Here is a 24,451-nt window from a genome sequence, read left to right on the forward strand (position 1 = left end):
GGGGTGCTTACGACCCCGGGGTGCGTGGCGTCGCGAAGACAGTGATTTCCTCGCGGTCGTGGTAGAGCTGTTTGGCGCGGATGGACAGCGGACGCCCCGCCTGCTCGGCGAACTGCGCCAGGCACAGCTGCGTTTCCTGCCAGCGCTTCTTCATCGGCAACTTGAGGTTGAAGATCGCGTGCCGGCACCAGCCCTCGCGAAACCAGGTGGCCATCCGTTCGGCCACCCGCCGCGGCTGCTCCACCATGTCGCAGACCATCCAGTCCAGCGGGTGCGGCGGCTGCCAGGAGAAACCATCGGCACGCAGATGCTGCACCATGCCGGTGTCCAGCACGTGCTGGCGCAGCGGGCCGTTGTCGATGGCGGTCACCCGCAGGCGGTGCCGGGTCAGCACCCAGGTCCAGCCGCCGGGCGCGGCGCCCAGGTCGGCGGCCACCATGCCTTCCTTCAACAGGCGCGCGCGTTCCTCGTCGGTGAGCAGCACCAGCAGTGCCTCCTCCAGCTTCAGCGCGGAGCGCGACGGGGCGTCCTTGTGCATCCGCAGCCGCGGCACGCCCAGCGGCCACGGCGCGCTGTCGGCGGGGAGGCTGGTGGCGAGCAGCGCGTGGTCGCCGGCCACGAAGAACACGTGCAGGCGCGGCAGGCGGCGGTTGTCCTGCGCGCTCAGCAGGCGCGCCTGGCGCAGGGCCGGGCGCAACGCGTTGCCCAGGCTGCGCGCGAGTCCTGCCAGCGGCTTGCCGGCATCGCTGTCGGGATGTTCCATCACCAGCTCGCCGTAGAGCGGCGCCTGGCTGGCGGTGCGGGCCGCCGGCAGCGCCGCCAGCATCGGGGCGATGCGGTCAGCCGGGTCCAGGCCACGCAGCTCGGCGACCAGCCGCAGCTTCTGCCGCGCGAACACCAGCGTGGAAAAGGGGAGCGCACGGTTGAGTGCGTCGGCGTCGTCGCAGACGAACACCACGTAGCCACTGTCGCGCTCCGTGCGCGCATAGCCTGCGATGCCGGCACGCCCGGCGCGGTCGGTCAGTTCGCCGGCCAGCTCCGGTTCGAAGCCCTGGCGGCAGTAGCCCAGCAACCCGTCAATAATTCGGCCCGCCCAGTTCGCCATACGCCTTCAGGACCGCGCAGGCGGCATCGCGCTGCACGTCGCGCACGACCTCGATGCCGCGCTTGGCGAGTTCGCCCACCCAGTCTGCCGGCAGCGGGCCTTCGTCGAATTCGGTCAGTGCCATCACGTCCTCGGCGCGCGCACCGATCAGCAGGCGGTCGATGCCGGCCCACAGGGTGGCGCCGTAGCACTGGCAGCAGGGCTGCGCCGAGGTGGCCAGGGTGATCGGGCCGCCGATGGCATTGAGCCGGAACTGCTGCAGGCGCTGCTGCGCCAGCATGTAGGCCATCATCTCGGCGTGCGCCACCGAGCAGCTCTGGCGCACCACCCGGTTCACGCCCACCGCCACCAGCTGGTGCTGCGGGCTGAATACCGCGGCACCGAACGGCCCGCCGCTCTGGCGCTCCACGTTGTGGCGGGACAGTTCGATGGCCAGTGCCACCTTGGCCTCGTCGGTGGAGAAGTCGCGGCCTGCGACGTCGAGTTCCATCACCCAGACAGGCAGGGTGAGATGCAGCTGCGCGGGCAGGGGCATCGGCATCGCTCAGCCCTTCTGCGACCAGGTGTCGCGCAGGGTCACGCTGCGGTTGAACACCGGCTTGCCCGGCGCATGGTCGTAGCGGTCGGCCACGAAGTAACCCAGGCGTTCGAACTGGAAGCCCTGTTCCGGTGCGGCCTGCGCAGCGGCCGGTTCCACGTAGCCGGTGACCACGCGGCGCGATTCGGGGTTGAGGTAGTCGCGGTAGGTCTTGCCCTCCTCGTCGGTGTCGGGATTGGGCACCGTGAACAGGCGATCGTACAGGCGCACTTCCGCGGCGACTGCGTGTTTTGCGCTGACCCAGTGGATGGTGCCCTTCACCTTGCGGTTGGCGCCGGCCATGCCGGGCCGCGAGTCGGGGTCCAGCGTGCAGCGCAGCTCGACGATGCGGCCGGCCTCGTCCTTCACGACTTCGTCGCAGCGCATGATGCCGGCGCCGCGCAGGCGCACGTCGCCGCCCACGGTCAGGCGCTTGAAGCCCGGCGGCGGCACTTCCTCGAAGTCCTCGCGCTCGATCCACAGCTCGCGTGAGAACGGGATGCCGCGCTCGCCCTGCGCCGGGTCCTTCGGGTGGTTGGAGAAGGTCAGCGTTTCATCAAAGCCGGCATCGAGATTGGTCAGCACGACCTTCAGCGGGTCGATCACCGCCATCCGGCGCGGCGCGTGCGCATCTAGATCGTCGCGCAGCGCGCCCTCGAGGATGGAAATGTCCAGCAGCGAGTTCTGCTTGCTGATGCCCACGCGCTCCACCATCAGCTTCAACGCCGATGGCGTGTAGCCGCGGCGTCGGATGCCCTGCAAGGTTGGCATCCGCGGGTCGTCCCAGCCATCCACCAGCTTGTCTTCCACCATCGCCAGCAGCTTGCGCTTGCTCATCACCAGGTAGTTGAAGTTCAGGCGCGAGAACTCGATCTGGCGCGGCTTGCCGGCTTCCTTCGGCAAGCCCTTGGCCAGCAGCGGTTCCAGCAGGTCGGGGTTGCCGGCCAGGTCCACCTTGTCCACGCACCAGTCGTACAGGGGGCGGTGGTCCTCGAACTCCAGCGTGCACAGCGAGTGGGTGATGCCTTCGATCGCATCGCTCAGTGAGTGGGCGTAGTCGTACATCGGGTAGATCGGCCACGCGTTGCCGGTGTTCTGGTGCTCGACGTGCTTGATCCGGTACAGCGCCGGGTCGCGCAGGTTGATGTTGCCGCTGGCCATGTCGATCTTGGCGCGCAGGGTGCGCGCGCCGTCTGCGAACTCGCCCGCGCGCATGCGGCGGAACAGGTCGAGGTTCTCCTCCACGCTGCGGTCGCGGTAGGGCGAGTTGCGGCCGGGCTCGGTCAGCGTGCCGCGATAGGCGCGCACTTCGTCGGCGCTGAGGTCGCAGACGAAGGCGTCGCCCTGCTGGATCAGTTTTTCCGCGGCCAGGTAGAACACCTCGAAATAATCCGAGGCGTGGCGCAGGCTGGCCCAGTCAAAGCCCAGCCAGCGCACGTCGTCCTGGATGGCGCGCACGTACTCGGGGTCTTCCTTGGCCGGGTTGGTGTCGTCCAGGCGCAGGTTGCAGGTGCCGCCGAACTCGGCGGCAACGCCGAAGTCCAGGCAGATCGCCTTGGCATGGCCGATGTGCAGGTAGCCGTTGGGCTCCGGCGGGAAGCGGGTGCGGATGGCGGCGTGCCTGCCGCTGGCCAGGTCGTCGCGGATGATCTGGCGGATGAAGTCGGTGCGGACGGAGGCGTCGGCGGCGGGCGGGGTGGCGTTCGAGGACACGGCGTGGGGATTCCTGGTTAGGGAATCTCCGAACAATTCGGAGATTTCCGTCGGCCATGGATGGCCGACCACGCCTCCATCGCGCAAACGGTGGCTGCGTGTGAGCCGAGCCCGGACAGGTGCCGGGCTCGGCGTGGGCTGACAACGCCAGGATGGCATTGTTCAGACCTTGCTTGGCCGACTAGTTTATCCGAGCCCCGCCGCGGCACGGGTTTCGCAGCGAACCGGTGGGGGTTACCCTGCCGCGACAGGAGAGCCCATGCGCACCGTGTACGACGCCGCGAACGTGATCGACGCCCATCTGGTGCGGCAGGCGCTGGAGGCCGAGGGCATCCCTGCGTTCGTGCGCGGCGAGGCGCTGACCGGTGGCATCGGCGAGTTGGGCGTGTTCGGGCTGGTGGCGGTAATGGTGCCCGATGCGGCGTGGCCGCAGGCGCGTGACATCGTGGCGGCGCTGGCCTTGGGCGAAGCGGAACCGTTGGCGGAAGACGACGACCTGCCCGGCGCGCAGCCTGCATGAGCGGCGTACAGCCGCAACGCGCCGCCGGCCTGCAGCTGCTTGCCGGCGCGACGATCATTGGCACCAACGGCCTGATGGTGCGGCTGGCGGCCATGCCGCCCACCGCGGTGGCGTTCTGGCGGATGCTGCTGGCCGGCGTGCTGCTGGCCGTCCTGGTCACCCTGCGGTACGGCTGGCAGCCCCTGCCGCGCGCGGCGTGGCGCTGGCTGGCGGTGCCGGTGCTGGCGTTCGCGGTGGACCTGTGGATGTGGCACAAGAGCATCCTGCTGGTGGGTCCCGGCCTGGCCACCCTGCTGGCCAACGCGCAGGTGTTCTTCATGGCGCTGGCCGGCGTGCTGCTGTTCCGCGAGCGGCTGGGCCCGCGGTTCGTGGTCGGGGTGCTGCTGGCGTTCTTCGGCCTCTGGCTGCTGCTGGGGGGCGACTGGGCCACGCTGCCGCCGCGCTACCGCTGGGGCGTCTGGCTGGGGCTGGCGACCGGACTGGCCTACGCCGCCTACAACGTCGGCATCAAGCGCACGCAGGCGCTGGCTGGCGCCGGTCGGGCGCGGGTGCCGGTGGAGCAGGTGCTGTGCCTGGCGGCGTTCGGCAGCGCGCTGTGCCTGGGCTTGATCGGTTGGGCCGAGGGCGAGGTGTTCCAGCCTCCGTCCTTGCATGCCTGGGGCCTGCTGCTGGTGCTGGCCGCGGTGGGCCATTGCCTCAGCTGGGTGCTGATCTCGCGGGCGATGGGCGTGCTGCCGGTGGCGCTGGCCGGGCTGTTGCTGCTGGCGCAGCCCATCGTCGCCTATCTGCTGGACGCGGCGCTGTTCGATGTGCCGGTGTCGCCGCGGCAATGGCTGGGCCTGCTGGCCAGCCTGGCCGGGATCTTCGTGGCCGGCACCCGCGGCCGTGCCCCGCTGCCGGCGCAGGAGCCCTGAGCGCGGCGCCTACAGGCGCGTGATGGCGCAGGCATAGACCAGTTCGCAGGCCCCGCCGCCACTGTCGTCGCGGCGCAGCGAGCTTTGCCAGTGCCAGCGCCCGGCGTCGATGCGCACCAGCCAGCCGTCGATGCGCACGTGCTGCCCGGCCTCGATGGAAGCGAGCGCTGCGGCCACCCGGGCATCGGCCGGCACGATGTGCATGTTCGCGCTGCTGCGCACGATCTCGTCGAGCGGAATCGGCGGATCGCCCTGCCAGCGGTAGTGGTACCAGCGCCCGCCCTGGCGGATGGCCAGCCGCGCCAGCACGGCCTCGTCGGCCATGCGGCCCCAGCCCAGCGCAAGGTCGGTGGGCGAGTAGGTGGCTTCAATGCCGGTGCGGTAGTCCTCGCGGCCCAGCACCCGGGCCGCCACGCTGAAACCCGCCAGCGGGCTGAGCCGGGCGCCTGCCACGTCGGGCAGGGCCAGGCCGCCAGGGGTGGGGGTCTGCAGCGGTGGCGCGCCGTCGGCCACCTGCGGCGGCAGCGGGCAGGCGCGCAGTGCGGCCACGGTTGCCGGGTCCGGAACGGGCAGTGTCCGGTGGGGATGGGCCAGCCACCACGCCAGCGCCAGGCAGCCCACGATGGCCAGGATCAGCCCGCTGCGCGTCCGCATGGCGGCTCCGGTGGGTCAGGGTTGCGCCAATTGTGCCTGCGCGCGGGCGCCGATGACCTCCGCCAGCTCGTGCAGGAAGGCATCCAGCGCCGAGGACTTGCGCCATACCAGGGCGATGCGGCGGCTGGGCGCCGGGTCGGCGAAGCGCACCAGCCGGATGCCCGCCGGCTGCACGATGGGCTCGTGCACCGACAGCGCCGGCAGCAGGGTCACGCCGACGCCGGCGGCCACCATCTGTCGCAGCGTCTCCAGGCTGGTGGCGCGGAACCCCGACTTTTCGTGCGCACCCGACAGCCGGCACACGTCCAGCGCCTGGTCGCGCAGGCAGTGGCCGTCCTCCAGCAGCAGCAGGGTCTCGTTGGTCAAAGTGTCGATGCGCAGACGCTTCGCCCGCGCCAGCGGGTGCTGCTCCGGCGCCGCCAGCAGGAAGGGCTCTTCGAACAGGAATTCGGCGTGCAGTTGGTCATCGTGCACCGGCAGCGCCAGCAGTGCGGCGTCCAGCTTGCCGTCGCGCAGGCGCTGCAACAGCACGTCGCTCTTCTCCTCCACCAGCAGCAGCTCCAGCCGCGGGAAGCGGGCGTGCAGCGCGGGCACGGCGTGCGGCAGCAGGTAGGGGCCAAGGGTGGGGAAGACGCCCAGCCGCAGCGTGCCCGAGGCCGGGTCGTGCGCGCGGCGCGCGGCGGCTTTCATCTCCTCCACCTCGGCCACGATGCGGCGCGCGCGCTGCACCGCGTCCTGGCCGGCCGCGGTGAGCATCACCTTGCGCGGTGCGCGCTCCACCAGGGGCACGCCCAGTTCGTCTTCCAGCTTGCGGATCTGGGTGGACAGGGTGGGCTGGCTGACGAAGCAGGCATCCGCGGCCTTGCCGAAGTGGCGCAGATCGGCGAGGGCGACGAGGTATTTCAGATCGCGCAGATTCATGCCGGAGCCCCCTTCAGCTCGATGGTGTTGCCGTCCGGATCGTCGAGGTACAGCGAGGGGCCGTCGCCCTCGGCGCCGAAGTTGCGGGTGGCCGGGCCGTGCGGCGCCAGGCCGTGCGCGGCGAGGTGGGCGACCAGCGCCGCTTCGTCGAACGGCGCGACGCGCAGGCACAGGTGGTCCAGATTGCGGGCGCTCGCGCCTGCCGCCGCGCCGCCGCGCAGGCCCAGCGGGCCGTCCACCGCGACCAGGTCGATCATCGAGGCGCCGGCATGCAGGTGGCGCAGGCCCAGGTCGTCGCGGCGGCGCGCGACCTCGCAGCCCAGCACCGCGCGGTAGAACGCCTCGCTGCGGTCGAGGTCGCGCACCCGCAGCACCACGTGGTCGAGCCGCTGCACGGCGAACGGTGGCAGCGGCGCGGCCATCGCTCAGGCCGCCTGGGCGACGTCCGCCGGGGCGGAGTGGCGGATCAGGAAGTCGAAGGCCGACAGCGCGGCGGTCGAGCCGGCACCCATCGCCACCACGATCTGCTTGAACGGCTCGGTGGTGGCATCGCCGGCGGCGAACACGCCCGGCACGCTGGTGTGGCCGCGGTCGTCGATCACGATCTCGCCGCGCGGGGAGAGCGCCACCGCGCCCTGCAGCCATTCGGTGTTGGGCAGCAGGCCGATCTGCACGAACACGCCGGCCAGCGGGAGCTCCTGCGTTTCGCCGCTGGTGCGGTCGGTGAAGCGTAGCCCGGTCAGCTTGCTGCCGTCACCCAGCATCTCGGTGGTCTGTGCGTTCAGGTGCACGGTGACGTTGGGCAGGCTATGCAGCTTGCGCTGCAGCACCTCGTCGGCGCGCAGCTTGCCGTCGAACTCCAGCACGGTGACATGGTCCACCACGCCGGCCAGATCGATCGCAGCCTCGATGCCGGAGTTGCCACCGCCGATCACCGCCACGCGCTTGCCCTTGAACAGCGGGCCGTCGCAGTGCGGGCAGTAGGTGACGCCCTTGGTGCGGTATTCGGCTTCACCGGGCACGCCGGTCTGCCGCCAGCGCGCGCCTGGCGCCAGGATCACTGCTTTGGCGCGCAGGGTGGCGCCGCTTTCCAGTTCGATCCCGGCCAGCCCGCTGGCGGCGGTGGCCGGGTGCAGGGCCTTGGCGCGCTGCGCGGTGATGATGTCCACGCCGTAGCTGCGCACGTGCGACTCCAGCGAGGCGGCCAGTTTCGGGCCTTCGGTGTATTCCACCGACGGCAGGTTCTCGATCCCCATCGTGTCCAGCACTTGGCCGCCGAAGCGCTCGGTCACGATGCCGGTGTGGATGCCTTTGCGCGCAGCGTAGATCGCTGCCGCGGCGCCGGCCGGGCCGCCGCCGACGATCAGCACGTCGTAAGGCTCGCGGTCCTTCAGCGCCTCGGCGGCGCGCGCGGCGGCGCCGGTATCGAGCTTGGCGAGGATCTGCTCGATGCTCATGCGCCCGGCGTCGAATTCCTCGCCGTTGAGGTAGACCGTGGGCACCGAGAGAATCTGCTTGGCCTCGACCTCCGCCTGGAACAGCGCGCCGTCGATGGCGACATGCTTGATGCGCGGATTCAGCACGCTCATCGCATTCAGCGCCTGCACCGTGTCCGGGCAGCTCTGGCAGTGCAGCGACATGAAGGTTTCGAAGGCGTAGTCGCCCGGCAGGTCGCGGACCTGCTGCGCCAGCGCCTCGTCGATCTTCACCGGGTGCCCGCCCACCTGCAGCAGCGCCAGCACCAGCGAGGTGAACTCGTGGCCCAGCGGGATGCCGGCGAAGCCCACCTGCACGTCGCTGCCCGCGCGTCGGATCAGGAATGACGGCTTGCGGGCGTCGTTACCGGCCACGCGGGTGATCTTCGGCGACAGCGCGGCGATCTCGCCCAGCAGCTCGTCGAGCTCACGCGAGGCTGGGGAATCATCCAGCGAGGCGACCAGTTCGATCGGCTGCTGCAGCTTCTCCAGGTAGGCGGAAAGCTGGGTTTTGAGGGCGTCATCCAACATGGCGGTCTCCAAGGAACTTCCGAATCGGGGGCAGGGGGCGCCATTCCGCGCGGGGCGCGGGGCGGTCGGGGCGAAAGGGCTGCGGGGAGGCGACGGCGGCCGTCGGCTCCACGCAGCCCTCTCCGGAAGGAGAGGGTGCGTGGGATGCGGTGGATCAGATCTTGCCGACCAGGTCCAGCGACGGGGCGATGGTCTTGGCGCCTTCCTTCCACTTGGCCGGGCACACTTCGTTCGGGTGCGCGGCCACGTACTGGGCGGCCTTCAGCTTGCGTAGGGTCTCGCTGACGTCGCGGGCGATAGCGTTGTCATGGACCTCCATCGTCTTGATGGTGCCGTTCGGATCGATGATGAAGGTGCCGCGCAGGGCCAGGCCCTCTTCTTCGATGTGCACGCCGAAGGCGCGGGTCAGATGATGGGTGGGGTCGCCAACCAGCGGGAACTGCGCCTTGCCGACGGCCGGCGAGGTCTCGTGCCACACCTTGTGGGAGAAGTGGGTGTCGGTGGTAATGACATAGACCTCGGCGCCGGCCTTCTGGAACTCGGCGTAGTGCTCGGCGGCGTCTTCAATCTCGGTCGGGCAGTTGAAGGTGAAGGCGGCCGGCATGAAGATCAGGACCGACCACTTGCCCTGCAGGTCCTTGTCGGTGACTTCGATGAACTGGCCGTTCCTGTAGGCGTTGGCCTTGAACGGCTGGACTTGGGTATTGATCAGGGACATGGGTGTTCCTCCGTAGGGGTGGGTGGATGATTTTGCAACGGGGCCATCATAGGTCGCGCCAATCAATTATAGAAATTGATTATTAATATCTAATCAATAGATTAAGGCTATAAAGGAGGTGAGCGGCAGCGCCATTGCGCCACGGCACGACCCGTCTACCATCCCCGCATGACCAATGCCTCCTCCCGCGTCGCCGGCCTGCTGGCCGAGGCGCGCCTCGCGATCGACCCCGTCGATGCCGACCTGCTGCTGGCGCACGTGCTGGACAAGCCGCGAACATGGCTGTTTGTCCATGCCGAGGACGCGGTAGCCCCGGCCGATGCCCACCGGTTCCGGACACTGCTGGCCCGACGCATCGCCGGCGAGCCGGTGGCCTACCTGACCGGCGCGCGCGGGTTCTGGACGCTGGATCTTGCGGTGACGCCGGCCACCCTGGTGCCGCGCCCGGAGACCGAGCTGCTGGTAGAACTGGCGCTGGCACGACTGCCTGACGAGGCGCCCGTGCGCGTCGCCGATCTGGGCACCGGCAGCGGTGCGATCGCGTTGGCCATTGCCAGGGAGCGGCCGCGCGCGGAAGTGGTGGCCACCGATGCCAGCCGTGCGGCGCTGGACGTGGCACGCGGCAACGCGCAGCGCAACGGGCTCGGCAACGTGGTGTTCCGTCCCGGCAGTTGGTGGGAGCCGCTGGGCGACGAGGTGTTCGATCTCATCGCCAGCAACCCGCCCTACATCGCCGAGGGCGACCCGCACCTGGAGCAGGGCGACCTGCGGTTCGAGCCGTCGATGGCACTGTCCTCCGGCGCGGACGGACTGGACGCGATCCGCACCCTTGCGGACGGCGCCCCCGCGCACCTGCGGCCGAGGGGCTGGCTGCTGCTGGAGCACGGTTGGGACCAGGGGCCCGCGGTGCGGGCCTTGCTGGCCGCGGCCGGCTTCGAGGCCGTGGCGACCCACCGCGATCTCGAACAGCGCGACCGGGTGACGCTGGGCCGTCGGCCCTGACGGCGCGTCGTCACGGCGCCGGCTGGGCGGCCTTTTACAATGGGGGCTCGATCCGCCAAGAGGACGCCCCATGCGCACGCTGTACCCGGACATCGCCCCGTACCAGACCGGCACCCTGCAGGTCGATGGCCGCCACACCCTGTACTGGGAGCAGTGCGGCAACCCCGACGGCAAGCCGGTGGTGCTGCTGCACGGCGGGCCGGGCGCCGGCTGCAGTGACAAGATGCGCTGCTTCCACGACCCGGCGAAGTACCGCATCGTGCTGTTCGACCAGCGCGGGGCCGGCCGCAGCACGCCACACGCGGACCTGGTGGACAACACCACCTGGGATCTGGTGGCCGACATCGAGAAGCTCCGCGAGCATCTGGGGATCGCGCGCTGGCAGGTGTTTGGCGGCAGCTGGGGCTCCACGCTGGCGCTGGCCTATGCCGAGGCCCACCCGCAGCGGGTCACCGAGCTGGTGCTGCGCGGCATCTTCATGCTGCGCCGCTGGGAGCTGGACTGGTTCTACCAGGAAGGCGCCTCGCGCCTGTTCCCGGATGCGTGGCGGCATTACCTGGCAGTCATCCCCGAAGCGGAGCGTGGCGACCTGATCGCCGCCTTCCACCGCCGCCTGACCTCGGACGACCCGCAGGTGCGGCTGGACGCGGCGCGGGCCTGGAGCATCTGGGAGGGTGCCACCAGCTACCTGCGGATCCCGGACGACTACGCCGACACCCACGGCGATGCGGCGTTCGCGCTGGCGTTCGCGCGGATCGAGAACCACTACTTCGTCAATGGCGGCTTCTTCGAGGTCGAGGACCAGCTGCTGCGCGACGTGCACCGCATCCACGACATCCCCGGCGTGATCGTGCACGGCCGCTACGACGTGGTCTGCCCCATCCAGAACGCGTTCGATCTGCACGCCGCGTGGCCGGGCTCCGAGCTGGTGGTCAGCCCGACCTCCGGCCACTCCGCGTTCGAGGCGGAGAACGTGGACGCGCTGGTGCGGGCGACCGACCGCTTCGCCGGCTGACCGTCAGGCCGCCGGGCTGCCGTCCGGGTTGTGGTCGATCATCCACAGCCCGGCCCACAGTTTGAGGTCAAGCTCGAACCCTTCGGCGCGCTTGCGCATCAGCCAGGCCGGTGCCTCGGCGCGCGGAACCGCGTGGACGAGGATGTTTTCGTCGTCCACGCCGCCGCCTTCGCCAACCCGGGTCAGATCGCGCGCACGGACGAAGGCGATGCGCTCGTTGCTCATGCCGGAACTGGTGGGGCCGGTCAGCAGAACCTCCACCCGCCCCGGCGACCAGCCGGTCTCCTCGATCAGTTCGCGCCGCGCGGCGTCCGCCAGGGTGTCCTCGGCGTGGTCGTCACCGACCAGCCCGGCCGGCATCTCGATGGTGCGTGCGCCCAGCGGGATGCGGTACTGCTCGACGAACAGGACTTCGTCCGCCGGCGTCACCGCGATCACGATCACCGCCATGCCCTGGCCGTGGGTGCGTTCGCAGGATTCCCAATGGCCGATCCGCACCAGCCGCAGCCACTGGCCTTCGTAGAGGGTCTGTTTGAGGTTGCTCATGCGCCGATGCTAGCGCAGGCGGGCGATGGTCTTTGGTTCGCGGTGCAGCGCGGCCCCGGCGAAGGTTCGCCGCTTAGGCTCCGCATCCGGCTTCGATGCGCGGCCGCACGCCATCCAGGGCGTGCTCGAATCCCCGTCGGGGCCGCGCTGCACCGCTCGAAAAGGAGTTGGGGGTGCGAGTGAAGGCAGAAGCACCCGCAAGGCATCGCGATTGAGTCGCGCCCCTACAGCCCCGCCGCGTCCGCCAGCCGCTTGCGCGTCATCGGCCCGAAGTTCACCCAGTCGGCCAGCGACGCCAGCTCGCCGGCATCGCCGCCCGTGCGGGCGAAGCCGCCCTCCGGCAGCGGCGCGTCCAGCGCGATGGTGGTCAGCCGCCGCCACAGCAGGGCGTGCTCGCGCTGTTCGCGCAGCCGCGTCGCCAGCGTGGCGGCCCCGCGCAGGCGCAGGAAAGGCACTTCGTCGATGCGTTCCAGCAGCGCGTCCAGCGTGCCGAAGTGGGCCAGCAGCACCGCTGCCGATTTGGGGCCGATACCGGTGACGCCGGGGATGTTGTCCACCGCGTCGCCGGTGAGCGCCAGGTAGTCGGCGATCTGGTGCGCATGCACGCCATGCCGCGCCTTCACGCCGTCCGCGCCCCAGCGCTGGCCCTTGGCGAAGTCGTACTGCTCGTCGCCTGCGTGCAGCAGCTGCGACAGATCCTTGTCCGCCGACACGATCACGCTGCGGAAACCCTGGCTGCGCGCGCGGTGCACGGCGCTGCCGATCAGGTCGTCCGCCTCGTAATCGGTGTGCGCCAGCGTGCGCAGACCCAGCGCTTGGCACAGCGCCTTGCACCACGCGAACTGGCGGCGCAGCTCCGGCGGCGCCGGGTCGCGGTTGGCCTTGTAGGCCGGGTACAGCGCGTTGCGAAAACAGGAGTCCAGCGCTTCGTCGAAGGCCACGGCGATGTGCTGCGGACGCTCGCGCTCCAGCAGCTCCAGCAGGAACCGCGCAAAGCCGTGCACCGCGTTGGTGGGCCAGCCGTCGGCGTCGTGGAACTCGTCCGGCATCGAATGCCAGGCGCGGAACACGTACAGCGAGGCATCGACGAGGTGGAGCGTGGGCTGCGTCATTCCGCCATTGTAGGAGGACGTCGCCTGCGATCGGCTTACGGGCGCCAGTCCGTCAGCAGCGCCGCCACGTCCGGCCGCTCGCGTTCTGGCACCTCGACCGTGGCCGTGCCGATGGCAAGGGTGCCTACCAGCTGCTCGTCGGGCGCCAGGCCCAGCGTGTTTTCCAGGAACGGGCGGTCGTAGGCCAGCCAGCCGGTCAGCCACTGCGCGCCAAAGCCTTCCGCCTGCGCGGCCTGGAGCAGCAGCAGGCAGACGCAGGCGGCGGTGGAGACGCGTTCAACCTCGGGGATCTTCGCATCCGGCCCCAGCCGGGCGATCACCGCCAGGGTCAGCGGCGGCGCGGTGAAGCGGCTGCGCAGCTTGTCCACCACGCCGCCCCCCACCTCGGGTTCACGCTCGCGCAGGCGGGCTTCGGCGGCGTCCGCCAGCGCGACGCGGGCGTCACCGGTGATGCGCAGCAGGCGGAACGGCACCCGCTTGCCGTGGTCGGGCACCCGCACCGCGGTTTTCAGCATGCGCAGCAACTGGGCGTCGTCCGGGCCGGGCGGGCCAAGTTGGCGGGTAGGCGTGGAGCGGCGCTGGTCGAGGGCGGCGAGGGTCAGCATGGCGGGGACGTGCTTGCGGGGGTGTGCCATGGTAGCGGTAGGATGCGGCATCCAATTCCGATGCGGGGCGGGCGATGACGGTGATCGTGGGCGTGGCGCGGGAAACGGCGGCCGGCGAGCGGCGGGTGGCCTTGACGCCGGAAACCTGTCGAAAGCTGGTCGCTGCCGGTGCGCGCGTGCGCGTGCAGCCGGGTATCGGCACTGGCGCCTATTTTCCCGATGCGGCTTATGCCGAGGCGGGTGCCGTCCTGGCCGAAGATGCCTTGGCAGGGGCCGATCTCGTGCTGTGCGTGCAGGCGCCGTCTGCAGCGGCCATCGCCGCGCTCAAGCCCGGGGCGGTACTGGTGGGTAGCCTGCAGCCGCAGGCCGACCCGGCCCGCGGTGAGGCGATTCGCGAGCGCGGTATCGTGGCCTTCCCGCTGGAGCGGCTGCCGCGCATCACGCGGGCGCAGGCCATGGATGTGCTCAGCTCGCAGGCCGGCATGGCCGGCTACAAGGCGGTGCTGATCGCCGCGCAGCTGGCGCCGCGCTTCTTCCCGATGCTCACCACTGCGGCCGGCACCATCCGCCCGTCGAAGGTGCTGATCGTAGGTGCCGGGGTGGCCGGGCTGCAGGCGATCGCCACCGCCAAGCGCCTGGGCGCGGCGGTGGAAGGCTTTGACGTGCGGCCGGAAACGCGCGAGCAGATCGAGTCCCTGGGTGGCAAGTTCCTCGACCTCGGCGTGTCCGCTGCGGGCGAGGGCGGCTATGCGCGCGCGCTGACCGACGAGGAGCGCGCCGAGCAGCAGCGCCGTCTGGCCGAGCACCTCAAGACGATCGACGTGGTCGTCTGCACGGCCGCCGTACCGGGCCGGCCGGCGCCGAAGATCATCAGCGCGTCGATGGCGGCCGGCATGAAGCCGGGCAGTGTGATCGTGGATCTGGCCGCCGAGACCGGCGGCAACTGCGAGCTCACCCGGCCAGGCGAAACGGTGGAGGCAGGCGGCGTGACCGTCGCCGGCCCGCTGAACCTTGCATCGATGGGGGCGCAGCATGCCAGCGAGATGTTCGCCCGCAACGTCTACAACTTTGTTGCCCTGCTGCTGAAGGACGGCGCTCTGGTCTTCGACTGGGACGACGAGCTGCTGGCCAGGACGGTCTGGCCGGAGCGGGCCACCCCAGGCGGCTGATCATTCGCCGGGCGGATGCGCTGGTGCGGGGTGCGCCCTCACCCAGTCGGCCTGCTGCTGCGGGCTCATCTGCCGCCACTTGTCCATGAACGCGCGACGCGCGTCCTTGTCCATGTCGCGTACGGCATGGAACAGGGCCCGGGCCTGCTCGCGCTGTTCGGGCGTCATGCCCTCCCAGCGCCGCATGCCCTGACGGGCACGCTCGCGCTGGGGCGGCGGCATCGTCTGCCAGCGCTTGGCGAATTCCATCAGCTGCGGGCGCCGTTCCGGCTCGCGGTTCCAGCGGTCGCGCACCGGCGCGATCAACAATTCGCGCTGGGCCGGGGTCAGCTGGTCCCAGGCCGGCAGGGCGTCGGGCTTGGCGTCCTGCGCCAAGGCGAAGGTGGGTACTGTCAGTGCGGAGGCGGCAAGCAGCAGGACAGTGAATCGACGGGTCATGGCTTCTTACTCCATCGCCAGCCGGGTCGCGTCCGCGGACCCCAGCCAGGCGTAGAAATCGGGATCTTCGTCCAGCGGCATGCTGCCGCCGGTAGTCGGGGTGGCCTGTGCCAGCGCGGGCGCGGACATCGCGGCAGGGGTGGCCGACGGCGTGGGCAGGGTCAGGCGCAGCCCTACCGCCAATGCACACAGCGCTGCGGTGCCAGCCACGGCAAGCCGCAGCCGCAGCCGCTGCGGCGAGCGTGTGGTCATTTCCCCGCGCAGGGCCGCATTGCGGCGCTGTGCCAGCTGGGCACGCACTTGCGGCGACAGCTGCGCCAAGGCGTCCGCGTGGCGCGCCCGCAGCGCGGCATCGAAGGCGGCTGCGGCCATGGCATCCCTCGGTGGGGTGTCCGTCGGTCGGGTATTCATCGGAAGTCCTCCAGTTGTCGCTGCAACCCATCGCGTGCTCGCGACAGATGCGTCTTTACCGAGCCCTCGCTGCAGCCCATGACCCGCGCGGTGTCGGCCACGTCCAGCTCTTCCAGCACCCGCAGCGTGAACGCCTCGCGCTGGCGGGCGGGCAGCGCGCGCAGTGCCGCGCTGATGCGCTCCCATGCCTCGTGGCTATCGTGGCGGCGGGCCGGGTCCGGCGCGTCGTCGGCCCAGTCGATGGTTTCGCCGTCGCGATCCGTGCTGCCGGGCAGCAGCCAGCGCAGGCGGAACAGGCCACGGCGCTGCATGTCCACCATCCGGTTGCGCAGGATGCTCCAGAACAGCGGGCCCCACTCCGAGGCCGGGCGGTCGCGGTAGGCCAGCATCTTCAGCATCGCATCCTGTACCGCGTCCAGCGCGTCCTCGCGGTGGCGCAGGCCCAGTTCCGCGAAACGGAACGCACGCGCCTCGATCTGGCGCAAAAAGTCCTCAAGGGAAGCGGCGGGCGCACCCGGTGGTAGGGAGTCGGCATTCACCGGCGCAAGCTTATCGGGAGCGAGCAGCAACATGGTGACCTTGCAGGCGGATGCGGGGTAATGCGTGGGTATCTGTATGCACAGCCAAAGGCGCCGGCCCTCCCTGGCCGGCAAAACCCTTTCGTTGGGCTCATGCCGTCATAACGCCCACGTGCGGAATCGGTTGACCGAACGCATCGGGACCGGCTGGTGCGCTTTCAGTGCCGGCGATCCCAGCGGCGATCGAGCCGTGCGCCACGCTGGTCGAGGCGGGCATTGACGCGCGCACCTTTTTTATCCAGGCGCTGATGGATGCGTTCGCCCTTGGCATCCAGCCGGGTTGCACGCTCCGGGTGGCCGTTTGCTTCGGCATGGGCAGCGCGCTGATCGGAGCGCTGTTCAATGCGATCGCCTTTGTTGTCCAGCCGCTGCTCGATGCGGTCGCCCTTTTGGTCAAGCCGCTGTTCGATGCGGTCACCGCGATCGGGCGGAGTGCTCTGCGCCAGGGCGACGGGACTGATGGCCAGCAGCAGGGGGAAGAGATAGACGCAACGTGACATGGGGCTCTCCTTGTGAGCGGGGTATGTCGGCACGCAACCTTCGCGGTTGCAGCAAGTCAACGCGGCATGTGGGGTGCGGTTGACCTGCTTCCTGCCCTGTTCAGGGGCGGTTATGATCGGGTATCCGGATTTCAGTGTGGGGAGCCAGCCCTAACCAGATCCTACCTGTTACCTCCGGGTTGTAGGTTTCTGGTATTTGCTGATCCGTGCGCTGCCGCCATCCAATGTGGGAAGTGTCTCTGGCCGCGCGACGTCGCGAGATAGACAACTAGGTGTTACAGGGCTAGGATTCGGTTAGCGTGCCGGCGTGGGGATTCGGCGATTACCACGCTTACAGCGAACACATCCATAGGCCTCGACTATGAATGAGCTAAAGATCCTTGGCGTAGTGCAGCTAATCGTGGTTCCTGTGCTGTTCGTTCTGGCCCTTGGGATTTCAGTGACCAAGGAGGGCAGGCCCCTGAACATCGTTGACTACAGCAGGGTCGAAAATCCCGCGCGGCTGCATGGCTGGGTTGGACGCAGGATGCTGATTCTCCCATTGGTTTTCCTTTTGGGCGGAATTGGTAGCTTGCTGTATCCGGCATATGCACTCCCCTTGCTTTTTCTTTCGACCATCGCGGTTGCCGCAGTCGCCGCGTGGCTAACGATAGGCAGTCGTCGTTTTTATCAGTAGGAGTGATGGCATATGGATGGGGCTATAACCATGGACGAAAGCCTTGTCTCACCCCACACCCTTACCATTCTTTGCACATATACATGTACTGCCGCTTGTAAGCAGTGCTGCTTTGAGTCGAGCCCGCGCGTTACAGGGCGACTCCCCCTAGAGTCGATTCTCAAGCGCATTTCCGAAGCGCACGAATCATTTCCTGATCTCCGCCTTGTGTCATTCAGTGGCGGTGAGGCGACGATCTTGAAGGACGATTTGGTTCAAGCTGTCGCTCATGCATCGAGTTTAGGTCTGCTTACACGAGTGGTTAGCAATGGCTCTTGGGGCAAGAGTAAAAAATACGCCAAGGAGTTGATTGGGAAACTCAAAGACGCTGGGCTTAATGAGCTTAATATCAGCACGGGCGCTGATCATCAGGAGTGGGTGCCTCATGAAAGCGTCGTCAATGCAGCATTCGTGGCGGTGGAGAGTGGAATCCATACATTGGTCACTGTTGAAGTGGACAATGAGGAATCTGATTGTCTAAGGCGAATGACATCTGATCCGGCCATAAAACAGCTCTCCGAATGCGCATACTTCAACTTGCAGTCAAATACGTGGATGCCATTTCATGCAGATGCCGAATCTAGGCGGCAAGCTGACTCCCTCAAGGACGACTACCGCGGATGCAACCAGGTATTCAACAATGTCGTAATTACACCACACGACAATTTATCTGCCTGCTGCGGCCTTACACTCGAGCACATTCCTGAAATGCGTTTGGGCAGCGCAAGCGATGGAAACATGGGAGATCTTTACAGGAACCAGGTCAACGATTTCATGAAGATTTGGCTTCGTGTCGATGGCCCACATCAAATCATCAGTAGAGTCCTTGGTGAACGGGGAAAACAAAAACTCGAAGGAGTGGTTCACATTTGCCAAGCATGCGCCATGCTGCACCAGGATGATGAAATCAAGGGCGCGATTCTGGGGAGCTATGAGCGCTACATACCCGAAGTTACTAGTCGCTTCGTCCTAAGTCGCGCCATCGAACAGCATGTTATACCGCCGCGTTAGGCAGGGTGCTTAGCCTTAAATTCTTGAAGAAGGAAGCTCGCTCATGGACCGCAGAAAATTCATCAAGAGCACATTGATTTCAGGCGCAGCGGCGCTTCCTGTCGCAGCAGGCGCAGAGCGTTTATATGGAACGCCCGGCAGCGTTGCTGCAACAACGGCACGCGCCACCGAGAAATTCTCATTGCCGCTTTTGCGAGCAGGCGTCCCCACGCCGGTCATTCCAACGCTTTCAAATGTTCTCGGTGTTATTGAAGACGTTCGCAGCTCAAAGATTGAGTCAGACAAATTTTTCCAAAGTCCAACCGCATACTTTCATGAGCACGGGATCGATGCGTCTGATACGACCCTGCGAGATGAATCCGTAATGCTCCTTCGTGCGCTTACAAACCCATCAGTGCAAAAAAGCCTTGAGGAAGGTGACTATTCATCAGTGATTGCGAGCCTAAAGAGCACGGGGCTGCTTGAAGAGCGGGATCCATCGCGACTTGAAAGCCGCATTTCTGCTTTGTTAAAGGACAATATCGAGGAAATACGAAAGTTGGTTACTGGCGGCTCTTGCTCAAACCTCACGACGATTGAGCGAAAAGCACTGGCGGATTCCTTGAGTGATACCGGATACCCAGTAAGTGAAGATGACATTGCCATAATCACTCAAGTACTTGAAGCGCAACATGCATCCTTGGCAGCATGCACAGCTGTAGTCGCGTGTGCAATCGCAGCGATCGTTGTTGCGTATATTTCAGTCGTGATTGCCGTAACAGTTGCGATCGATCTCGGCTTCACCATTGCAGCTGCGGTCTCCGTAGCGGTCACTGTTAGCGACGTAGCTGCGCCAATGGAAACGAAAGCAGGAACAGCCGGAAAATTAGCCAAGCTCGACCCTGTTCTTATGCGGGATGCCCAACGTGCTGTTAGGTTTAGCAAGCTTGCGCGCAATGACGGCCTCACCAACTACGTAGTTAAGGATCTAATCAGTCACGAGGTTCGTTCACTCGTACTCGCTCTCCGCCAAAACGACCTTATTACAGTTCGCGATGAAGAAGCCGAGCAAGTGGTGAATGCAACAACCGCATACGCCTTACGTGCGGCAGGACTCAGCTGATCGTGACTATTAGCATCCCTGTTGATGGGGCCGAGGCGTGGATGCTTCTCGGCATCCTCGCTCTTCCCCCTATCTTACTCGGCTTTGTGCTGCTTTATCGGCAGAAGCAGTTAGGTATTGCATCACGTGTTTCGCTGGCGCTTTGGCCGCTCATTATTCTCGGTTCCGCATTATTTATTTTGGTTGCTGTGCTCCTAGTCACCCTCGAAGTTACAGTTGATGAAAAGACGCTTGAGGTAAATGGCATTTGGCCGTATAGCGCTGCAGTAGACAAAACAGACATCATGACTGCTGAGCGTTGTTCGCCCAAACAAGTTGATCAACTCCTGGCAACTAGAACAAACGGCATCTCGACTGGGGTGATGCGCATTGGTTGGTTTTCATCGCCCCAAGGCAGAAAAATCTATGCGGCAAAAGGCACAAGATCCGAGAGTGTTTGCATCACCACGACAAGTGGTTTTGATCTGGTACTTACGCCAGCCTCTGCCACAAACCTTCAGCAGGAACTCCAGCACAGATAGCTACACGATCGCTTAATCGAAATACCCCTCTTCAAGCAGCTGCACCAGCGTCGGGATGTAAGGCCCATACTCGACCACGCGCTTGACGCGCTTTTTCTGATTCATCGAAGCCATGGTCATCCGCTGGAACTCGAAGTTCGTGGTCACCAGGCCATCGTCATCGACCTCCACAGTCTCGATGACCGAGCCATCCTTGCGTGCCTTGGCGTTGTAGAGCATCCGCGCCCGGATCACCTCGAAGCTGTAGCCTCTGCCCATACGGTTCATGTCCTTGGCCAGTCGGTTGACGGACTCAGTATAGGCATTGGTGATGGGCTGCTCGAAGTACGCGAAGATTTCCTCGTGCCAGTTGTGCACCGCAGTAGTGAGGTCCTTGAAGGTCGGCGACAATTCCGCCGGAATGTTGGCCAGCCACTTTGTGCAAGCTGCTTCGGCATCCGTTCGAGTCTTGTGATCCCAGATCGACAGGAAGCCTTCCTTCAGCGCATGTGCCTCCCCAAGCTGGGGGAACTGGCGGAACCACTCCAGGGCCCGTTCCATGTCCTTGCCCTTCAAGTCGTGCTGTCGCTTGAGCAACAGGAATCGCTCGTCCTTGAGCTTCAGGCGCTGCCGGGCCGGCAAGTCCTTGCGGATGCCCTTGCGAAGCTTCTCCAGCGCGTCGTTGGCCATCCGCTGGATATGGAAGCGATCTACCACAATCCGCGCATCTGGCAGCGTGCCCTTCACGATCTGCTTGTAGACGGCATACATGTCCATCGCCACCCACTCGATGGTGTCCTTGTTCCGCAGGGTGCGGAAATAGGGCAGCAAGTCTTCCTTCTTGCGGCTTGGCCGGATGTCGAACACGGTCTTGCGCTCGACGTTGGTCAGCATCGCCCGGTAGTCGCCAATGATCTTGAGTTCGTCGATGCCGAGGATGCGGGGTGTCCGAAACCGGACCTTGGCCTCGAACTCCTCGACGAAGTCATCGAAGATATGGCGGATCGTCTTCTCGTCCAGCGCCACTTCCCGCGCCAAAGCGGCAAAGGTCTTGGTGAAGCTCTCCTTGCGGATGTGGGCCACCAGACGCGCTGTGGCTTGGCGCTTGCCATCGAAGTCGGCCACCGGCTCAAACAGCGTCTTGCCGCAGCCTTGGCAGCGATAGCGGCGGCGCTGGATGAAGACCTCGACCGGCTTGCCGTGCGAGGGTGTGTCTTGGAACGACTGCTCCTGCGAACCGTGGCCGTACAAGCGACCGCGCTTGCACAAGGGGCACACAATCCAAGTCGAAACGCCCTCGGCTTTGACGGCGTAGCGGTCTCCGTCGCTGACGACTTCAAGCGTCTTCAGACTGGGCAATTGCAGGAAGTCGGTCACTCAGCACCTCGGGCGAACCCACACTGAAATCCGACTTTCACTCTAACACATACACCCTCGAATCCAACAGTAAAATCCATCTTTTGAAGTGATGGCTACAAAACCCCTGAAAGCCAAATCCCACACCAGATTCCGGATACCCTTATGATCCTGACCAGTCGGGGCTGGAGACGGGGCGATGGGCGACGGGTTCGTGGCGCTGTACATCTTCATGCTGGCGGCGATCGCCGGAAACGTGATCATTGCGCGGGTGCCGGTGATCCTGCATACGCCGCTGATGTCGGGCTCCAACTTCATCCATGGCATCGTGCTGATCGGCGCCATGATCGTGCTGGGCCATGCCCAGACGCCGCTGGAGCAGGGGCTGGGGTTTGTCGCCGTGCTGCTGGGTGCGGGGAATGCCGCCGGCGGTTACGTGGTGACCGAGCGCATGCTGGAGATGTTCAAGTCCAGCAAGCAGGAGGGCGGCAAGTGAGCGTCCTCACCCTGGTCAAGCTGAGCTATTTCGTCGCCGCCACCCTGTTCCTGCTCGGCCTGCAGCGCATGGCCAGCCCGAAGACCGCGCGCAGCGGCATCCAGTGGGCGGGCGTGGGCATGCTGATCGCGACCTTTGCCACCTTCTTCCTGCCGGGCCTGCACAACATCGGGCTGATGATTACCGCCATCGTGATCGGCGTGGGGCTGAACTGGATCTGGGGCCGGAAGGTGGCGATCACCGACATGCCGCAGATGGTGGCGCTGTTCAACGGCATGGGGGGTGGCAGCGCGGCGGCTATCGGCGCGGTCGAGCTGGTGCGGCTGTCGATGGCGGGGGCGCTGGCGCCGCCGCGTCTGACCCTGGTGCTGGCCGTGGTCGGTGCGCTGATCGGCGCGGTGTCGCTGACCGGCTCGGTGATCGCCTGGGCCAAGCTCGACGGGCGCATGGACAAGCGCTACACCTTCCCCGGCCAGCAGTGGTTCAACGCGCTGGTGGCCATTGCCGCGGTGGGCTGCGGCGTCATGGCCCTGCACACGCTGGCGCTGCCGTGGATCGCCGCGTTCTTCGCACTGGCGCTGGTGCTGGGCGTGCTGATGACGCTGCCCATCGGCGGTGCCGACATGCCGGTGGTGATCTCGCTGTACAACGCGTTCACTGGCCTCGCAGTCGCATTCGAAGGCTACGTGCTGGGCAACGAGGCGCTGATCATCGCCGGCACCATGGTCGGCGCAGCGGGCATGCTGCTGACCCGGCTGATGGCCAAGGCCATGAACCGCAGCATCAAGAGCGTGCTGTTCTCGAACTTCGGCGGGGGCGGGTCCGCGATGCAGGCCATCGGCGGGTCCATGAAGCCGATCGAGGCCGCCGACGTGGCGGCGATGATGGCTTACGCCGAGCGCGTGGTGATCGTGCCGGGTTACGGCTTGGCGGTGGCGCAGGCGCAGCACAAGATCTGGGAGCTGGCCCAGCGGCTGATGGAGCGCGGGGTGAAGGTGAAGTTCGCCATCCATCCGGTCGCCGGCCGCATGCCCGGGCACATGAACGTGCTGCTGGCCGAGGCGGGCGTGCCGTACGACCTGATCGCCGACATGGACGACATCAACCCCGAGTTCGCCAACACCGACGTCTCGCTGGTGATCGGCGCCAACGATGTGGTCAACCCGGTGGCGAAGACGGACCCGGCCAGCCCGATCTACGGCATGCCGATCCTCGACGTGGTGAACAGCAGGAACACCATCGTCATCAAGCGCGGCAAGGGCACGGGCTTTGCCGGCATCGAGAACGCGCTGTTCTATGCCGATAACACCCGCATGCTGTACGGCGACGGCGCGGAGATGGCCAATGCGCTGGTCAGCGAGCTGAAGGCGCTGGACGGCGGCCACTGAGGCCGGCCCATAGCGCCACCAGCACGCCCGCCGTCCACAGCGCGATATCGAGGCGGTCGGCAGTCAAACGCAGCAGCAGCCACGCATAATCGCGCCCCAGCAGCAGCGCGGACTCCCAAGGCCGGAGCCCGAAGTTCTGGCCGACCTGGCCCGCCACGATGAGGAAATTGGCGGCGGCCACCACCCCGGCGGTGGCCAGTGCCGCCCAGGCTGCCCGGGCCGGGCCTGCCGGCCACTTGGCAATGCGTAGCAGCAGCAGCATGTCCACGGCCGCCAGCGGTGCCAGCCAGGCGCACAGGCCGTCCAGTGCCAGTGCCGCCAGCATCCAGAAGGCGGCAAAGCCCGCGGCGCCTAGGACGAGCAGCGGCAGGGCATACCAGCGGGGCGCGGAGGGCTTGGGCATCGGGAGGGGCCAGGCAGTGGGCCGGCGATGATCCCACCGCGGACACGGACGGGCAACGTGATTGGGACTAGAATGGTACGGATTCGGCCTCTCCATCCCATTACGCCATGTATTCCCGCAGCAGCGAACCCGTCCGTTTCGAGCGCGATTGCGCCGCCGTCCTCGTGCCGCAGGGCGACCAGGTCACCTTGCCGGCCGGCACTGTGGGCTACATCACCCAAGCGCTGGGCGGCAGCTGGACGGTGTTCGTGGAAGGCAACCTCATGCGCATCGCGGGCGAGGATGGCGATGCCATCGGCAAACAGCCGGCCGAGCCGCTGGAATTGCCGGAAGGTGCCACCGATGCCGACGTCGAACGCGTGGTGTGGGAGCAGTTGCGCACCTGCTTCGATCCCGAGATCCCGGTCAACATCGTGGATCTCGGCCTGGTCTACCTTGCCGAGCTGTACCAGCCGGAAGGCCGGGAGGGCCGGGGCGTGCGGGTGCGCATGACCCTGACGGCGCCGGGTTGCGGTATGGGCGACATCCTGGTGGACGATGTCCGCGCCAAGCTGGAAAAGATCCCGACGGTAGTCGCCACCGACATCGAGCTGGTGTTCGACCCGCCGTGGAACCAGACGCTGATGTCCGACGTGGCAAGGCTCGAAACCGGAATGTTCTGAGTTGCAGGTCACGCGATGCGTGACCATTGGGCTAGCCTTTGAGGGTCACAATGTGACGTGCCGTGGTAGCGGAATCGTGTGCTGCGATGCCGCAAATTCAGCGGCAGGTCAGTTCCTTCGGCCGTAGCAACGGATCGAAATAGATCGTCTCCAGGTGCGGAGGCCGCATTTCTGCTGCATCACGCCATATAAATAACCAAAAGTTATTTATAAATAACAAATCTATCTTTAGGGCGCGCCCAATCCCTGCTAACTATCGGTCATCGCTTCGGTTTCCGTTCAGGTTCTCGTGGCGACGCCTGCGCCGCAATGAC

At 66.5% G+C, this 24,451-nt stretch carries 29 protein-coding genes; 13 read left to right on the forward strand and 16 right to left on the reverse strand.

Features of this window, described 5'->3' with window-relative positions; all coding sequences use genetic code 11:
- Positions 1-7: 7 nt before the first annotated feature.
- From rlmM to ACK4SG_RS10610, 3 genes are read right to left on the reverse strand one after another with little or no spacing between them, the layout of a single operon-like run.
- A complete protein-coding gene (gene rlmM / locus ACK4SG_RS10600; protein WP_409601716.1) occupies positions 8-1,105 on the reverse strand; it encodes a 23S rRNA (cytidine(2498)-2'-O)-methyltransferase RlmM in 1,098 nt (365 codons plus the stop codon).
- Complete coding sequence (locus ACK4SG_RS10605; protein ID WP_409601771.1) at positions 1,077-1,640, reverse strand: nucleoside deaminase; 564 nt, start codon at positions 1,638-1,640, stop codon at positions 1,077-1,079. Before ACK4SG_RS10605 ends, rlmM begins: the two co-directional genes overlap by 29 nt.
- 9 nt (positions 1,641-1,649) lie before the next feature.
- Positions 1,650-3,395, reverse strand: coding sequence for a glutamine--tRNA ligase/YqeY domain fusion protein (locus ACK4SG_RS10610; protein WP_409601717.1), 1,746 nt, complete (start codon positions 3,393-3,395; stop codon positions 1,650-1,652).
- Between the two features lie 259 nt (positions 3,396-3,654).
- Between ACK4SG_RS10610 and ACK4SG_RS10615 the strand changes: the two genes are divergently transcribed.
- Together ACK4SG_RS10615 and ACK4SG_RS10620 are read left to right on the forward strand one after the other, a co-directional pair.
- Positions 3,655-3,915 carry a DUF2007 domain-containing protein gene (locus ACK4SG_RS10615; RefSeq protein ID WP_409601718.1) on the forward strand — a complete coding sequence of 87 codons (261 nt, stop codon included), beginning with the start codon at positions 3,655-3,657 and terminating at the stop codon, positions 3,913-3,915.
- Entirely contained in the window at positions 3,912-4,829 is a 918-nt protein-coding gene (locus ACK4SG_RS10620; RefSeq protein ID WP_409601719.1) for a DMT family transporter, read from the forward strand. The genes ACK4SG_RS10615 and ACK4SG_RS10620 overlap by 4 nt, the downstream gene beginning before the upstream one ends.
- 9 nt (positions 4,830-4,838) lie before the next feature.
- Here ACK4SG_RS10620 and ACK4SG_RS10625 read toward each other — a convergent pair whose 3' ends face one another.
- The 5 genes from ACK4SG_RS10625 to ahpC form a co-directional block, all read right to left on the reverse strand.
- Entirely contained in the window at positions 4,839-5,483 is a 645-nt protein-coding gene (locus ACK4SG_RS10625) for a hypothetical protein (protein ID WP_409601720.1), read from the reverse strand.
- Positions 5,484-5,498: 15 nt separating this feature from the next.
- Entirely contained in the window at positions 5,499-6,404 is a 906-nt protein-coding gene (gene oxyR, locus ACK4SG_RS10630; RefSeq protein ID WP_409601721.1) for a DNA-binding transcriptional regulator OxyR, read from the reverse strand.
- A complete protein-coding gene (locus ACK4SG_RS10635; protein WP_409601722.1) occupies positions 6,401-6,826 on the reverse strand; it encodes a VOC family protein in 426 nt (141 codons plus the stop codon). Before ACK4SG_RS10635 ends, oxyR begins: the two co-directional genes overlap by 4 nt.
- Before the next feature lie 3 nt (positions 6,827-6,829).
- Complete coding sequence (ahpF, locus tag ACK4SG_RS10640) at positions 6,830-8,410, reverse strand: alkyl hydroperoxide reductase subunit F (RefSeq protein WP_409601723.1); 1,581 nt, start codon at positions 8,408-8,410, stop codon at positions 6,830-6,832.
- 154 nt (positions 8,411-8,564) lie between these two features.
- Positions 8,565-9,128, reverse strand: a complete 564-nt coding sequence (gene ahpC / locus ACK4SG_RS10645) for an alkyl hydroperoxide reductase subunit C (RefSeq protein ID WP_409601724.1) — start codon at positions 9,126-9,128, stop codon at positions 8,565-8,567.
- A gap of 168 nt (positions 9,129-9,296) precedes the next feature.
- Between ahpC and prmC the strand changes: the two genes are divergently transcribed.
- Both prmC and pip read left to right on the forward strand, forming a co-directional pair.
- The gene (gene prmC / locus ACK4SG_RS10650) at positions 9,297-10,130 is read left to right on the forward strand and encodes a peptide chain release factor N(5)-glutamine methyltransferase (RefSeq protein ID WP_409601725.1); all 834 of its coding nucleotides are present in this window, start codon (positions 9,297-9,299) and stop codon (positions 10,128-10,130) included.
- A gap of 70 nt (positions 10,131-10,200) precedes the next feature.
- Complete coding sequence (pip, locus tag ACK4SG_RS10655; protein ID WP_409601726.1) at positions 10,201-11,145, forward strand: prolyl aminopeptidase; 945 nt, start codon at positions 10,201-10,203, stop codon at positions 11,143-11,145.
- 3 nt (positions 11,146-11,148) lie between these two features.
- On the opposite strand, the gene ACK4SG_RS10660 is transcribed toward pip, so the two are convergent.
- From ACK4SG_RS10660 to ACK4SG_RS10670, 3 genes are all read right to left on the reverse strand, one after another.
- Complete coding sequence (locus ACK4SG_RS10660; RefSeq protein ID WP_409601727.1) at positions 11,149-11,691, reverse strand: NUDIX hydrolase; 543 nt, start codon at positions 11,689-11,691, stop codon at positions 11,149-11,151.
- A gap of 224 nt (positions 11,692-11,915) precedes the next feature.
- Positions 11,916-12,803, reverse strand: a complete 888-nt coding sequence (locus tag ACK4SG_RS10665; protein ID WP_409601728.1) for a 5'-3' exonuclease H3TH domain-containing protein — start codon at positions 12,801-12,803, stop codon at positions 11,916-11,918.
- 35 nt (positions 12,804-12,838) lie between these two features.
- Complete coding sequence (locus ACK4SG_RS10670) at positions 12,839-13,438, reverse strand: nitroreductase (protein WP_409601729.1); 600 nt, start codon at positions 13,436-13,438, stop codon at positions 12,839-12,841.
- 44 nt (positions 13,439-13,482) lie between these two features.
- On the opposite strand from ACK4SG_RS10670, the gene ACK4SG_RS10675 reads away from it, so the two are divergent.
- The gene (locus ACK4SG_RS10675) at positions 13,483-14,577 is read left to right on the forward strand and encodes an NAD(P) transhydrogenase subunit alpha (protein WP_409601730.1); all 1,095 of its coding nucleotides are present in this window, start codon (positions 13,483-13,485) and stop codon (positions 14,575-14,577) included.
- On the opposite strand, the gene ACK4SG_RS10680 is transcribed toward ACK4SG_RS10675, so the two are convergent.
- From ACK4SG_RS10680 to ACK4SG_RS10690, 3 genes are read right to left on the reverse strand one after another with little or no spacing between them, the layout of a single operon-like run.
- On the reverse strand, positions 14,578-15,015 hold the full coding sequence (locus tag ACK4SG_RS10680) for a DUF3106 domain-containing protein (RefSeq protein WP_409601731.1): 438 nt from the start codon (positions 15,013-15,015) through the stop codon (positions 14,578-14,580).
- A 6-nt stretch (positions 15,016-15,021) separates the two neighbouring features.
- The gene (locus ACK4SG_RS10685) at positions 15,022-15,387 is read right to left on the reverse strand and encodes a hypothetical protein (RefSeq protein WP_409601732.1); all 366 of its coding nucleotides are present in this window, start codon (positions 15,385-15,387) and stop codon (positions 15,022-15,024) included.
- Between the two features lie 35 nt (positions 15,388-15,422).
- Positions 15,423-15,998: an RNA polymerase sigma factor gene (locus ACK4SG_RS10690; protein WP_409601733.1), complete on the reverse strand. Its 576-nt coding sequence runs from the start codon at positions 15,996-15,998 to the stop codon at positions 15,423-15,425.
- 167 nt (positions 15,999-16,165) lie between these two features.
- Between ACK4SG_RS10690 and ACK4SG_RS10695 the strand changes: the two genes are divergently transcribed.
- The 5 genes from ACK4SG_RS10695 (at position 16,166) to ACK4SG_RS10715 (ending at position 19,853) form a co-directional block, all read left to right on the forward strand.
- Complete coding sequence (locus tag ACK4SG_RS10695; RefSeq protein ID WP_409601734.1) at positions 16,166-16,501, forward strand: hypothetical protein; 336 nt, start codon at positions 16,166-16,168, stop codon at positions 16,499-16,501.
- Positions 16,502-16,865: 364 nt separating this feature from the next.
- Positions 16,866-17,180, forward strand: coding sequence for a hypothetical protein (locus tag ACK4SG_RS10700; protein WP_409601735.1), 315 nt, complete (start codon positions 16,866-16,868; stop codon positions 17,178-17,180).
- Between the two features lie 30 nt (positions 17,181-17,210).
- Entirely contained in the window at positions 17,211-18,230 is a 1,020-nt protein-coding gene (locus tag ACK4SG_RS10705) for a radical SAM protein (RefSeq protein ID WP_409601736.1), read from the forward strand.
- A 43-nt stretch (positions 18,231-18,273) separates the two neighbouring features.
- Positions 18,274-19,332 (forward strand): hypothetical protein, encoded by a 1,059-nt coding sequence (locus ACK4SG_RS10710; RefSeq protein ID WP_409601737.1) that lies wholly within the window; start codon positions 18,274-18,276, stop codon positions 19,330-19,332.
- Positions 19,333-19,334: 2 nt separating this feature from the next.
- Positions 19,335-19,853 (forward strand): hypothetical protein, encoded by a 519-nt coding sequence (locus tag ACK4SG_RS10715; RefSeq protein ID WP_409601738.1) that lies wholly within the window; start codon positions 19,335-19,337, stop codon positions 19,851-19,853.
- 12 nt (positions 19,854-19,865) lie between these two features.
- Here the strand turns inward: ACK4SG_RS10715 and ACK4SG_RS10720 are convergent, their stop codons facing one another.
- Positions 19,866-21,209, reverse strand: a complete 1,344-nt coding sequence (locus ACK4SG_RS10720) for an ISL3 family transposase (RefSeq protein WP_409601739.1) — start codon at positions 21,207-21,209, stop codon at positions 19,866-19,868.
- A gap of 178 nt (positions 21,210-21,387) precedes the next feature.
- Between ACK4SG_RS10720 and ACK4SG_RS10725 the strand changes: the two genes are divergently transcribed.
- Both ACK4SG_RS10725 and ACK4SG_RS10730 read left to right on the forward strand, forming a co-directional pair.
- Positions 21,388-21,684 (forward strand): NAD(P) transhydrogenase subunit alpha, encoded by a 297-nt coding sequence (locus ACK4SG_RS10725; RefSeq protein WP_409601740.1) that lies wholly within the window; start codon positions 21,388-21,390, stop codon positions 21,682-21,684.
- A complete protein-coding gene (locus ACK4SG_RS10730) occupies positions 21,681-23,072 on the forward strand; it encodes an NAD(P)(+) transhydrogenase (Re/Si-specific) subunit beta (RefSeq protein WP_409601741.1) in 1,392 nt (463 codons plus the stop codon). Before ACK4SG_RS10725 ends, ACK4SG_RS10730 begins: the two co-directional genes overlap by 4 nt.
- Here the strand turns inward: ACK4SG_RS10730 and ACK4SG_RS10735 are convergent.
- Complete coding sequence (locus ACK4SG_RS10735) at positions 23,038-23,475, reverse strand: hypothetical protein (protein WP_409601742.1); 438 nt, start codon at positions 23,473-23,475, stop codon at positions 23,038-23,040. The genes ACK4SG_RS10730 and ACK4SG_RS10735 overlap by 35 nt on opposite strands.
- A gap of 107 nt (positions 23,476-23,582) precedes the next feature.
- On the opposite strand from ACK4SG_RS10735, the gene sufT reads away from it, so the two are divergent.
- On the forward strand, positions 23,583-24,137 hold the full coding sequence (gene sufT / locus ACK4SG_RS10740) for a putative Fe-S cluster assembly protein SufT (RefSeq protein ID WP_409601743.1): 555 nt from the start codon (positions 23,583-23,585) through the stop codon (positions 24,135-24,137).
- Positions 24,138-24,451 lie beyond the last annotated feature (314 nt).

Origin of the sequence: Thermomonas sp. (genome assembly GCF_046293095.1) — a bacterium.
Taxonomy (GTDB): Bacteria; Pseudomonadota; Gammaproteobacteria; order Xanthomonadales; family Xanthomonadaceae; genus Thermomonas.

Bases quoted from the DNA above. Each gene is read 5' to 3' on its own strand.
- rlmM (WP_409601716.1), bottom strand. From the start codon at position 1,105: ATGGCGAACTGGGCGGGCCGAATTATTGACGGGTTGCTGGGCTACTGC.
- ACK4SG_RS10605 (WP_409601771.1), bottom strand. From the start codon at position 1,640: ATGCCCCTGCCCGCGCAGCTGCATCTCACCCTGCCTGTCTGGGTGATG.
- ACK4SG_RS10615 (WP_409601718.1), top strand. From the start codon at position 3,655: ATGCGCACCGTGTACGACGCCGCGAACGTGATCGACGCCCATCTGGTG.
- ACK4SG_RS10620 (WP_409601719.1), top strand. From the start codon at position 3,912: ATGAGCGGCGTACAGCCGCAACGCGCCGCCGGCCTGCAGCTGCTTGCC.
- ACK4SG_RS10625 (WP_409601720.1), bottom strand. From the start codon at position 5,483: ATGCGGACGCGCAGCGGGCTGATCCTGGCCATCGTGGGCTGCCTGGCG.
- oxyR (WP_409601721.1), bottom strand. From the start codon at position 6,404: ATGAATCTGCGCGATCTGAAATACCTCGTCGCCCTCGCCGATCTGCGC.
- ACK4SG_RS10635 (WP_409601722.1), bottom strand. From the start codon at position 6,826: ATGGCCGCGCCGCTGCCACCGTTCGCCGTGCAGCGGCTCGACCACGTG.
- ahpF (WP_409601723.1), bottom strand. From the start codon at position 8,410: ATGTTGGATGACGCCCTCAAAACCCAGCTTTCCGCCTACCTGGAGAAG.
- ahpC (WP_409601724.1), bottom strand. From the start codon at position 9,128: ATGTCCCTGATCAATACCCAAGTCCAGCCGTTCAAGGCCAACGCCTAC.
- prmC (WP_409601725.1), top strand. From the start codon at position 9,297: ATGACCAATGCCTCCTCCCGCGTCGCCGGCCTGCTGGCCGAGGCGCGC.
- pip (WP_409601726.1), top strand. From the start codon at position 10,201: ATGCGCACGCTGTACCCGGACATCGCCCCGTACCAGACCGGCACCCTG.
- ACK4SG_RS10660 (WP_409601727.1), bottom strand. From the start codon at position 11,691: ATGAGCAACCTCAAACAGACCCTCTACGAAGGCCAGTGGCTGCGGCTG.
- ACK4SG_RS10665 (WP_409601728.1), bottom strand. From the start codon at position 12,803: ATGACGCAGCCCACGCTCCACCTCGTCGATGCCTCGCTGTACGTGTTC.
- ACK4SG_RS10670 (WP_409601729.1), bottom strand. From the start codon at position 13,438: ATGGCACACCCCCGCAAGCACGTCCCCGCCATGCTGACCCTCGCCGCC.
- ACK4SG_RS10675 (WP_409601730.1), top strand. From the start codon at position 13,483: ATGACGGTGATCGTGGGCGTGGCGCGGGAAACGGCGGCCGGCGAGCGG.
- ACK4SG_RS10680 (WP_409601731.1), bottom strand. From the start codon at position 15,015: ATGACCCGTCGATTCACTGTCCTGCTGCTTGCCGCCTCCGCACTGACA.
- ACK4SG_RS10685 (WP_409601732.1), bottom strand. From the start codon at position 15,387: ATGGCCGCAGCCGCCTTCGATGCCGCGCTGCGGGCGCGCCACGCGGAC.
- ACK4SG_RS10690 (WP_409601733.1), bottom strand. From the start codon at position 15,998: ATGTTGCTGCTCGCTCCCGATAAGCTTGCGCCGGTGAATGCCGACTCC.
- ACK4SG_RS10700 (WP_409601735.1), top strand. From the start codon at position 16,866: ATGAATGAGCTAAAGATCCTTGGCGTAGTGCAGCTAATCGTGGTTCCT.
- ACK4SG_RS10705 (WP_409601736.1), top strand. From the start codon at position 17,211: ATGGACGAAAGCCTTGTCTCACCCCACACCCTTACCATTCTTTGCACA.
- ACK4SG_RS10710 (WP_409601737.1), top strand. From the start codon at position 18,274: ATGGACCGCAGAAAATTCATCAAGAGCACATTGATTTCAGGCGCAGCG.
- ACK4SG_RS10725 (WP_409601740.1), top strand. From the start codon at position 21,388: ATGGGCGACGGGTTCGTGGCGCTGTACATCTTCATGCTGGCGGCGATC.
- ACK4SG_RS10735 (WP_409601742.1), bottom strand. From the start codon at position 23,475: ATGCCCAAGCCCTCCGCGCCCCGCTGGTATGCCCTGCCGCTGCTCGTC.
- sufT (WP_409601743.1), top strand. From the start codon at position 23,583: ATGTATTCCCGCAGCAGCGAACCCGTCCGTTTCGAGCGCGATTGCGCC.